The sequence below is a fragment of the Gallibacterium faecale genome, assembly GCF_027920745.1.
GTDB lineage: Bacteria > Pseudomonadota > Gammaproteobacteria > Enterobacterales > Pasteurellaceae > Gallibacterium > Gallibacterium faecale.
Map to the genome: position 1 here is coordinate 1 of NZ_JAQIBB010000097.1, position 11,206 is coordinate 11,206.

Here is an 11,206-nt window from a genome sequence, read left to right on the forward strand (position 1 = left end):
CGACCTAAAGGAATTGTCTTATTAATCGCTTCCCTTACGGTAGCGTCTTTATCAGCATGAAATGCAGTATCGACTGTTCCAGGAGAAACAATATTAAAGCGTATACCTTGTTTAGCATAAGCACTTGCCCAAGACTTATTCACAGTATGTAACCAAGCTTTTGAAGCAGCATACAATGATGCCCCTGGACCGCCTCCCATATAAGCAGCAAAGGAACCAACTGTAATAACAGACGCAGTCCAATTATCTTGTTTAGCAGAATCTAATAAATAAGGTAAACAGTGCTGAGTCATATATTGTGCCGATGCTACATTGAGATTAAATACATCATGTAAAAACTGCTGATCCATTTGATCCAATTGTCTACGGCCTACTAATCCCCCAACATTATTGATTAATATATCAATGCCCCCATGTTCCTGAACAAAGATAGTTATAAAATGCTTACATTCTTCTTCATGAGTAAAATCGACTTGATAGTAATAAGCTTTTCCGCCATCCTTTGTGATGTCAGCTAATAAAGCTGGTATATTTTCTGGTTTATTATGGGAAGTAACTGCAACTGTAGCTCCATATTTAGCAAAAAGTTTAGCTACTGATAAACCAATACCTTTACTAGATCCAGTAACAATAACTCTTTTGTTTTTAATATCATCAAGCATTATTAAATCTCCTAATTTAAAGTTAAGCTAAATTTTCAATATCATTAGATATACATCTAGAAACATTTTTTAATTCCCCAATTAGATCATACATTCTATTTTCATCCATATATAAACTAATACTAGCTACAGAAATAGCAGCAATAATATTTCCATATTTATTTCTAATTGGTACCGCAACACAACGTAAAAACTCACTGTTATCTTCTAAATCAAAACTAAAATCTTCTTTTTTATATAATTTAATCCTTTCTTTTATATTCTGAATTTTTTCAGCTGAAATATATTTATTTATTAAACGTTCTATTTCCATTTGTGGAAGATCTAACATTAATGCTTTTCCTATCCCTGTAGTAATAAGAGGTAATTTATCTCCTATTCGAGATCGCATTTCTATTGAACGTCCTCCTGGAACTTTATCAATATAATCTCCTTCCCTAATTCCTAGATGAACTGTATCTTGTGTTTTTATAGCTAATTGTTCTAAATATGGGTGAGCTATTGCTTTTAGTGGCATCTGTTCCTGAGCAATAACACCTAATCTAATAATTCCTGACCCTAATACATAACCAACACCTTTAACATCACGAATATAATTTTTCATCTCTAATGATTTTAATGTCCTATGTACAGTAGTTATAGGTAATCCAAGCATCTTATGGATATCCATTAATGTTCTATTTCCTGATGCTACGGCTTCTAACACATCAATTCCTTTTAATATACTTTTTGTATTAGCAACCATTAATATCCTCCTTTTTAGATAAATATAAATGACACTCGGAAATATTAATGTGATCTATATATCATTTTTGTATTATGGAAATTTATTTCCACAATATGGAAATAAATACTAAGACATAAAAAAACATAACTAAATATAATTAAAATATGTAATTCAACAAGAAATATAGGTAAGAAATAATTAATAGTGAAATAATAAATTTATTTAGATAAATTCGATTAGATAGATCCCAAGATATAAAAAACCGCTAAAGATGAATACATCTTTAGCGGTTGTAGAATAAAGAATGGATTACTCTTTTTTACCAAGTTGTGGGAAAGCAGAGTTATTTAATAATAAACCAGTTTGTGTATAGATGCCGAGTTTATCGCGTGTATCAGTAATATCTAAGTTACGCATTGTTAATTGACCAATACGATCTTTTGGATCAAATGGGGCATTTTCCACTTTTTCCATACTCAAACGTTCTGGTTGATAAGTTAAGTTTGGTGACTCAGTATTTAAAATTGAGTAGTCATTACCGCGGCGTAATTCAAGCGTTACTTCACCAGTTACAGCACGAGCAACCCAACGTTGTGCTGTTTCTCTTAACATTAATGCTTGCGGATCAAACCAACGTCCTTGATATAGTAAACGACCTAAACGTAAACCATTAATACGATATTGTTCGATAGTATCTTCGTTATGAATTCCTGTTACTAAACGTTCATAGGCAATATGTAATAGGGCCATTCCTGGGGCTTCATAAATACCACGACTTTTCGCTTCGATAATACGGTTTTCAATTTGGTCTGACATACCTAAACCATGGCGTCCACCAATACGATTTGCTTCTAAGAAAAGATCAACTGCATTTGCAAATGTTTTTCCATTCAATGCAACAGGAATCCCTTCTTCAAAACGTACTGTGACTTCTTCCGCTTTAATCGCAACATCTTCTTTCCAGAAAGCAACGCCCATAATTGGATTAACAATACGGATACCGCTATTTAAAAACTCAAGATCTTTTGCTTCATGTGTTGCACCAAGCATATTAGAGTCTGTTGAATAGGCTTTTTCTACTGACATTTTGTAGTTAAAGCCATTTGCGATTAAGAATTCTGACATTTCATGGCGACCACCAAGTTCATTAATAAATTGTTGATCTAACCAAGGTTTATAGATTTTTAATCTTGGATTTGTCAATAATCCATAACGGTAGAAACGTTCAATATCATTCCCTTTGAATGTACTACCATCTCCCCAGATATTGACATCATCTTCCTTCATTGCTGTAACCAACATCGTACCAGTAACTGCACGACCGAGTGGTGTGGTATTAAAATAAGTAACACCACCAGTACTAATATGGAATGCACCACATTGAATGGCTGCAATACCTTCGTTAGCAAGCTGACTACGACAATCAATTAAACGTGCATTTTCTGCACCATATTCTTTCGCTTTACGTGGGATTGCATCGTAATCATCTTCATCTGGCTGACCTAAATTTGCGGTATATGCATAAGGTACAGCTCCTTTTTGACGCATCCAAAGTAATGCCGCACTTGTATCTAGACCACCTGAAAACGCAATACCAACCTTTTGACCGACTGGGAGAGATTCGAGAATTGTTGTTGACATATTAATTCCTATTCATGAGATGTGTTTGATTCTGTGATAAAACGAACGTTTACCGAGTGCGTATTATTCCCTAAAATCCTATTGGTGTCCACCTTCTTTAGCAAACAAATTGCATAAAAATTCATTTTTTATAAATAAAAATTCAATTTTTAAGTATTATAGCGTTTAGCATAAGTAAATGTACTCAATCTGGCTAAATCATCGACAACTTCTGCAAAATAGGTCAAAAAATAACGTTAGAGAATGCAGGAGGGCTATGCTAGAATCGGTCGCAAAAAAAATGCCACCTAAATCGTTAGGTGGCAGATAAACAATTCTGTTTATAAATAATATACAGGAAGTGAAATGAGTAACTTCTCAGTTACTCAGTCTAGAAAGTCTAGACTAATATGCAAACACAACATCATACTTAAGAATCTGAAACTCATTAACTAGTAAGGAATGACCAATCATTAAGTATGGCGCACATTCTATGGAGCTGCTCACAAAGAAACAAACAATTTTTTTTTATCTTTTACATAAAAAAAACTAATAACAAGCTATAATAACTACTAACATAAAGTTTTTATATTGGATACTAAATTATGGTTAAACGTTTGCCTCCCTTAAATGCTCTGAAAGCTTTTGATTCTGCCGCCAGACATTTAAGCTTCACAAAAGCGGCTGAAGAGCTTTTTGTTACTCAAGCAGCGGTCAGTCATCAAATAAAAATTTTAGAAGATTTTTTAGGTACTGAGCTTTTTTTGCGCAAAAATCGTACACTGGAACTCACTGAAGCCGGAAAAACTTATTTTTTTGATATAAACAATATTCTAAAAAAATTGATGGAAGCTACCGATAAATTAACTAAAAATAAAGCAGAAAAAGTGCTTTCCATTAATATTCCTCAAACTTTTGGTATGCAATGGTTAGTTCCGCAACTTAGTGAATTTAACCAACGTTATCCCGATATTGATGTCCGCATTAATGGGGTTGATCTCGACGAAGGGTTATTAACTCACGAAGTTGATATAGCAGTCTATTATGGTAAAGGTGATTGGCAAGGGCTTACAGTTGAACGCCTAAAAGAGTCACGTTTATTAGTGTTAGCTGCTCCCTCTTTACTCAGTAAATTACCGATTCATCAACCTGATGATTTACGACAACACACTTTACTGCACGTACATAATCGCGATAATTGGCAAAGGGCTTTAAAAGCACTTGAAATTGAAGGAATTGATTTACAACATAATCCTGTTTTTAGTCATACCTTTATGGCATTACAAGCAGCTATTCACGGTCAAGGTATTGTATTAGCCAACGAATTACTGGCACAAAAAGAAATTAAGCAAGGTAATTTACAAGAAGTGTTGAATTTACAACTCAAAGATCCAAAAGCATTTTATGTTGTTTATCACCCAGATCGTGAAAATGATGAAAAGATTAAAGCCTTTCATGATTGGTTAATCTCTTTAGTATAAGGAAAAAATTTGTGTTTAAACGTTTTCTCATCTTTACCGCATTAAGCGGTTTTTTTTGTGTCGCCTTTGGTGCTTTCACATCTCATGCTTTAAGTAAGCAACTTTCGGCAGAAGCAATAAATTGGATAGAAATTGGCTGGCGTTACCAAGTATTTCACACCTTAGCCTTGTTCGGTCTTACATTGTTATCTCAATTCACTACTATTGACATCAATTGGCGTAAAAAAACGGCTGTTAGTGGTTATTGTTGGCTGGTTGGTATCTTACTCTTTAGTTTTAGCCTATACTGTTTGGCTTTGACAGGAAATAAAACCTTTGCTCATATTACGCCAATAGGTGGTGTATTTTTCTTGTTGGGCTGGGGTTACTTAGCTTATCTTGGCGTACGTTATCGCCACTCCTCTAATTTAAATAAGTAAGAGATAATTATGACAAACCAATTAATTTTATATTGTCGCGCTGGCTTTGAAAAAGAAATGGCAGCGGAAATCAACGATAAAGCGATTAATTTAGGTGTATATGGTTTTGCGCGTACTGAACCTGATACTGCCTTTGTTATCTTTGAATGTAGTAATGCAGAGGATATTAAATTATTAATCCAAGATATTGCATTTAATACGCTTATTTTTTGTCGCCAATGGTTTGCCGTAATTCAACAACTAACCTTTGCCTCAACCACAGATCGTATTTCACCAATTATGGATTTCCTTTCCCAGACTGATCTTGATTTAAAGGCAATGACAGAAGTTTGGGTTGAAACAGCAGATACCAATCAAGCAAAAGAGTTATTACCATTTTGTCGCAAATTTACCGTACCTTTGCGTCAGCGTTTAAAACAAGCTGGTTATTTAGCTGGGCGTACCACAAGTAAAAGTACGACATTTACTCTACATCTCTTCTTTACCAGTTCTGATAGCTGTTTTATTGGTTATTCATTTAACCATAATCACTCCCCTGATTTTATGGGAATTAAGCGATTACGCTTCCCAGCTGCTGCACCAAGTCGTTCTACATTGAAATTAGAAGAAGCGATTAAAACATTCTTAACTGAAACCGAAGAGAAACAACGTTTAACTGAACATCACTATGCTGTTGATTTAGGGGCGTGCCCAGGCGGTTGGACATATCAGTTAGTTAGACGCGGATTATTTGTCTATGCGGTTGATCACGGCAAAGTAGCTGAATCTCTACAAGAAACCGGACGAGTTGAACACTGCCCAGAAGATGGTTTTAAATTTCAACCACCTAAAAAACGGAATATTGATTGGCTCGTTTGCGATATGGTAGAACAGCCAATTCGTGTCGCAGAGTTAATCGCAAAATGGTTAGTGAATAGTTGGTGTCGCGAAACGATTTTTAACCTAAAATTACCCATGAAAAAACGCTATATTGAAGTACAAAAATGTATCTTCTTGATTGAAGAAAAATTAATTGATGCAGGCCTGCATTATCAGATCCAAGCAAAACATCTGTATCACGATCGAGAAGAGATCACTGTACATATCTGTTTAAAATCAACGAAATAAGGAAAGTATATGACATTAAGAATTGCTGTTGTTGGTGCTGGTGGACGTATGGGGCGCCAGTTAATTCAAGCAGTTAGTAAAGCTGAAGGCGTACAATTAACTGCGGCGTTTGAACGTGTTGGTTCAACTTTACTTGGTAGCGATGCCGGAGAATTAGCGGGTATTGGACACAATGGCGTCACCGTTACTGATAACCTTATCGCAAGTATTGATCAATTTGATCTGGTAATTGATTTTACTCGCCCAGAAGGTACATTAGAGCATTTGGCAATCTGTCGCCAATATCAAAAGAAAATGGTCATTGGTACAACTGGGTTTGATGAGCAAGGCAAACAAGCTATTCAACAAGCTGCTGAACAGATTGGGATTGTCTTTGCCTCTAATTACAGTGTAGGGGTGAATCTCGTCTTTAAATTACTTGAAAAGGCTGCCAAAGTGATGGGAGATTATTGTGATATCGAAATTATCGAAGCACACCATCGCCATAAAGTTGATGCGCCATCAGGAACAGCTTTATCTATGGGTGAACATATTGCTAAAGCCATGGGGAAAGATCTTAAACAACACGCTGTATATGCCCGCGAAGGTATTACCGGTGAACGCAAACAAGATCAAATTGGTTTTGCTACAATCCGTGCTGGTGATGTCGTTGGTGAACACACAGTATGGTTCGCTGATGAGGGTGAACGTGTAGAAATTGCTCATAAAGCGTCTAGTCGAATGACATTTGCTCACGGCGCTGTACGTGCAGCAAAATGGTTAGCTAATCATAACACTGGGTTATTTGACATGACTGACGTTTTAGATTTGAATTCTTTATAACGTTATTTCTGTTTGTTTTAGGTTTCTCACATTAAGCAGAAACCTAAAACTACTCCACTAGCCAATTTTATCGGTCTGATTTGTTCCACTTCCGATTTCTGCTATAATTCGCCCCGTTTAACTGCAACTAACATAGGATAAATTATGGGATTTTTAACTAATAAACGTATTTTAATTGCTGGTGTAGCAAGTAATCGTTCTATCGCTTACGGTATTGCACAAGCAATGCATCGTGAAGGTGCAGAACTTGCATTTACTTATCAAAATGACAAATTAAAAGGTCGTGTTGAAGAATTCGCTCAAGAACTCGGTTCTTCCATTGTCATCCCTTGTGATGTAGGTACTGACGAAAGTATTGAAAATTGTTTTGCTGAATTACATAAACATTGGGATAAATTTGATGGCTTTGTGCACGCTATTGCATTTGCACCAGGTGATCAACTTGATGGTGATTACGTAAATGCGGTTAATCGTGAAGGTTTCCGTATCGCACACGATATTAGTGCTTATAGTTTTGTAGCAATGGCAAAAGCTGCTCGCCCAAATCTTAATCCAGGTGCAGCATTATTAACACTTTCTTATTTAGGCGCTGAACGTGCTATTCCTAACTATAATGTTATGGGTCTAGCAAAAGCTTCTCTCGAAGCCAATACTCGCTATATGGCATCGGCAATGGGTAAAGAAAATATCCGTGTTAATGCAATTTCTGCTGGTCCAATTCGTACCTTAGCAGCTTCAGGTATCAAAAACTTCAAGAAAATGCTAGGTCATTTTGAAAATACAGCGCCACTTCGCCGTACTGTAACTATTGAAGATGTAGGTAATACCGCAGCATTTTTATGTTCAGATCTTGCTGCTGGCATCACAGGTGAAGTTGTTCACGTTGATGCAGGTTTCAGTACTGTAGCTATGAGTGAATTAGAACTCGCTTAAGATTTTCTTTTTATTTCGCTCCGTTAATCGGAGCGAATTTTTTTGTTTTTAATCGGATAAAGTATGTTCCAAGATAATCCTCTCCTCAGCCAACTCAAACAACAAATTCGTGATAGTAAACCTCATGTAGAAGGTATTGTGAAAGCCACTGATAAAGCTTACGGCTTTTTAGAATGTGAGAAAAAAAATTACTTCATTCCACCGCAAGCAATGAAAAAAGTGATGCATGGAGATAAGATTAAAGCCGTTATCGAAACCGTTGGCGATAAAGAGCAAGCTGAGCCAGATAGTTTAATTGAGCCAATGCTTACTCGCTTCATTGCTCGAGTACGTTTCAACAAAGACAACAAATTACAATTACTTGTCGATCACCCTAATATTAATCAACCCATCAGTGCGAATGTGCATAAAAAAGTTACTGATACCTTATCAAATGGTGATTGGGTGGTTGCTGAATTGAAAACACATCCATTACGCGATGATCGCTTCTTTTTTGCTCAAGTTACGCAATTTATTTGTCATCACGATGATCCTAAATCTGCTTGGTGGGTAACCTTAGCTCGTCACCAACAACCACGTACTGCAGTGGCTGGATTGGAACACTACACTTTTGATGAAACAACTATCCGAGAAGATTTAACTGGAATTGATTTTGTCACGATTGACTCAGAAACCACTGAGGATATGGATGATGCGTTATCCATTACACCGATTCTCCAACAAGAAAAACAAATCGGTTGGAAACTCGCTGTCGCTGTTGCTGACCCAACTGCTTATATTCCTGTTGATTCTCAAATTGAAGTTGATGCGAAACAACGCTGCTTTACCAATTATCTACCGGGCTTTAATATTCCAATGCTACCACGTGAGCTGTCTGATGATCTCTGTTCCTTGGTGGAAGGTGAAAATCGCCCTGCATTAGTCTGTTTTATTGAAACTGATTTAATGGGTGCTTTAATTAATGAGCCTACTTTTACATTGGCATGGATTCGTTCAAAAGCAAAATTAGCTTATGATGCCGTATCCGATTATTTAGAACAGCAACCTAACGCATGGCAACCTACGAATGATGTGATTAAAAATCAAATAGACGCATTACATCAATTCTGTTTAGCAAGAATCACGTGGCGTCAACAGCATGCAATTCTATTTAAAGATCGCCCTGACTATAATTTTATTCTGAATGAAAATGGTGAGATTAGCGAAATCCGTGCTGATTATCGCAGAATTGCAAATCGTATTGTTGAAGAGTGTATGATAATTGCCAATACTTGTGCAGCACAATTTTTAACTACACATCAAGCTCCAGCAATTTTTAATACACATAGTGGCTTCGATAAAAAATTCTTACCCGCAGCTAGTCAATTTTTGTTAAACCATCTTGCGACGGATGAAACTCAACCAGAATTAGCGCAACGTTATGCAACAGAAACCTTATCCACGTTAGAGGGTTACTGTAATATGCAGCATGATTTAGACCAACATGCTGAATATTTTGAAACACGTTTACGACGCTACCTTACGTTTGCTGAATTTAAAGCGGAAGCAGCACCACATTTTGGTTTAGGATTATCTGCTTATGCCACTTGGACTTCACCTATTCGTAAATACTGTGATATGGTGAATCATCGCATTATTAAAGCAATTTTAAGCCAACAACCATTACCACCAGTAGAAGAAAGCGTTTTATTACGTTTACAAGAAGCACGCAAACAAAATCGCTTAGTTGAACGTGATATTGCAGATTGGTTGTATTGTTTGTACTTAGCCAACAAAGTAGCAGATAAAACCGTCTATTCAGCACAAATTATGGATATTACCCGAGGTGGATTACGCGTCCAATTAGCTGAGAATGGTGCAAGTGTCTTTATTCCTATGTCATTAATTCATAATAATAAAGATGAAATTGAAGTAAATAGTGATGATATTGCGCTATATATCCAAGGTAAACGTCAATATCAATTAGCTGATATGCTCTCTATTCGTTTAATCGAGGTCAATACCAACACTCGCAGTATTATTGGCGAATTGGTAACTAATCAATAAATTAATTTCTTATTATAAAGAAAAAATAGAGGAAAAGTGTTGCGTCATTAGGCACAACACTTTTTCTGTTAGGAGTGACAAATAATGAAAAAAACAATGGCAAAAGAACCTTTATGGACACCAGAATTCACAGGCTATGGTATTAGTAGTAGTGTGTTCTATATTGTACAATACATTATGGTTTCCGCTCTTCCAATTATTATCACTCTTTCCTATGGTGGCACAGCTTTTGATGCCGGAATGACCATGACTTGTTTCCAAATTGGTTGTATTCTGTGTCGTCCTTTTGCGGGTGAATTAATTGATAGCCTAAATAAAAAGAAAATGCTCTGGTTTTCGACTGGATTATTTTTCCTAATTACCGCAGCCTTTAATTTCTCTCCTTCAATGGAATATCTATTTATCTACCGTTTCTTTCAAGGAATGCTATTTGCAATTGGTACCACAACGGTTGCAACAGTTGCTGTACTTATTCTCCCCATATCCCGTAAAGGAGAGGGCGTTGGTTACTTTGCAATGTTTGTCAATATTGCAATGGTAATTGGTCCCTTCTTCGGTCTATTAATTTTAGATTCCTTTGGTGATAGCGCATTATTTATTGCTTGTGCCTTAATTGGTTTAGCTGGTTTTTATGCCGCAAATCGTAAACCTTTACCTGAAGCCCTTGCCCTACCAAAGCCTAAAAAACATAAAAAATGGAATCTGGCACGTTTTATCGAATATCGTGCTTTACCTTGGGCATTAATGGGACTCTTTATGAGTTTTACATATTCGGGGATTTTGGTGTTTGTACCAATTATGATGACTACTATGGGTGTAGGCACACTTGCTAGTTATTTCTTTATTATCTTTGCACTGACCATCGTTGTTACCCGCCCTTTTGTTGGACGAATTTATGATTATTATGGTGCGTCTTATCTTATTTATCCTGGATATATCGCCTTTATTATCGGAATGGCAATATTAAGTTTAGCGCAATCAGAACCCCTTATTTTTATTGCTGCACCAATTCTTGGTCTCGGTTATGGAGCAATTGCACCAGCATTTCAAACATTAAGTGTACAAGTCGTATCGAATGAACGCGCAGGTGCAGCTACTGCAACTTACTTTCTTTTCTTAGATTTAGGAATCGGTATTGGTTCAATATTACTCAGTATGATCGTAAGCGCCTTTAGCTTTAATATGATGTATTGGATTAATACCTTAGTCGCTGGTTTAGGATTATTCCTTTATCACTTTGTAGTTAGAGCAAAATATCAAGTCAAAGTAGAACGAGTAAAGAATAAAAAATCTTAATTTGCCTGATCATTTGATAAATAAAAATAAAATAAATTGAAACCTCATACTTTTGTCAAGTATGAGGTTTCTAGTATCAATTATGAATTAAAT

Annotated in this window: 10 protein-coding genes; 7 read left to right on the top strand and 3 right to left on the bottom strand. The window is 36.1% G+C overall.

The features are described 5' to 3' along the window. From PF272_RS10615 to argG, 3 genes are all read right to left on the bottom strand, one after another. A partial coding sequence (locus tag PF272_RS10615) for an SDR family NAD(P)-dependent oxidoreductase (protein ID WP_271142733.1) occupies window positions 1-662 on the bottom strand: 662 nt, incomplete at its 3' end. Between the two features lie 22 nt (window positions 663-684). After that, window positions 685-1,407, bottom strand: a complete 723-nt coding sequence (locus PF272_RS10620) for an IclR family transcriptional regulator (RefSeq protein ID WP_271142734.1) — start codon at window positions 1,405-1,407, stop codon at window positions 685-687. A gap of 291 nt (window positions 1,408-1,698) precedes the next feature. Continuing rightward, window positions 1,699-3,030 carry an argininosuccinate synthase gene (argG, locus tag PF272_RS10625; RefSeq protein ID WP_065233877.1) on the bottom strand — a complete coding sequence of 444 codons (1,332 nt, stop codon included), beginning with the start codon at window positions 3,028-3,030 and terminating at the stop codon, window positions 1,699-1,701. 584 nt (window positions 3,031-3,614) lie between these two features. On the opposite strand from argG, the gene PF272_RS10630 reads away from it, so the two are divergent. The 7 genes from PF272_RS10630 (at window position 3,615) to PF272_RS10660 (ending at window position 11,113) form a co-directional block, all read left to right on the top strand. Then, window positions 3,615-4,490 (top strand): transcriptional regulator GcvA, encoded by an 876-nt coding sequence (locus tag PF272_RS10630; RefSeq protein WP_271142735.1) that lies wholly within the window; start codon window positions 3,615-3,617, stop codon window positions 4,488-4,490. An 11-nt stretch (window positions 4,491-4,501) separates the two neighbouring features. After that, on the top strand, window positions 4,502-4,909 hold the full coding sequence (locus PF272_RS10635) for a DUF423 domain-containing protein (protein ID WP_271142736.1): 408 nt from the start codon (window positions 4,502-4,504) through the stop codon (window positions 4,907-4,909). A 9-nt stretch (window positions 4,910-4,918) separates the two neighbouring features. After that, the gene (gene rlmM / locus PF272_RS10640) at window positions 4,919-6,016 is read left to right on the top strand and encodes a 23S rRNA (cytidine(2498)-2'-O)-methyltransferase RlmM (RefSeq protein WP_271142737.1); all 1,098 of its coding nucleotides are present in this window, start codon (window positions 4,919-4,921) and stop codon (window positions 6,014-6,016) included. Window positions 6,017-6,025: 9 nt separating this feature from the next. Next, complete coding sequence (gene dapB, locus PF272_RS10645) at window positions 6,026-6,838, top strand: 4-hydroxy-tetrahydrodipicolinate reductase (RefSeq protein WP_271142738.1); 813 nt, start codon at window positions 6,026-6,028, stop codon at window positions 6,836-6,838. Between the two features lie 144 nt (window positions 6,839-6,982). Next, entirely contained in the window at window positions 6,983-7,771 is a 789-nt protein-coding gene (fabI, locus tag PF272_RS10650) for an enoyl-ACP reductase FabI (protein ID WP_065237788.1), read from the top strand. A gap of 63 nt (window positions 7,772-7,834) precedes the next feature. Beyond that, entirely contained in the window at window positions 7,835-9,817 is a 1,983-nt protein-coding gene (locus PF272_RS10655; RefSeq protein WP_271142739.1) for an exoribonuclease II, read from the top strand. An 84-nt stretch (window positions 9,818-9,901) separates the two neighbouring features. Continuing rightward, a complete protein-coding gene (locus tag PF272_RS10660) occupies window positions 9,902-11,113 on the top strand; it encodes an MFS transporter (RefSeq protein ID WP_271142740.1) in 1,212 nt (403 codons plus the stop codon). The last annotated feature ends 93 nt before the right edge of the window (window positions 11,114-11,206 follow it).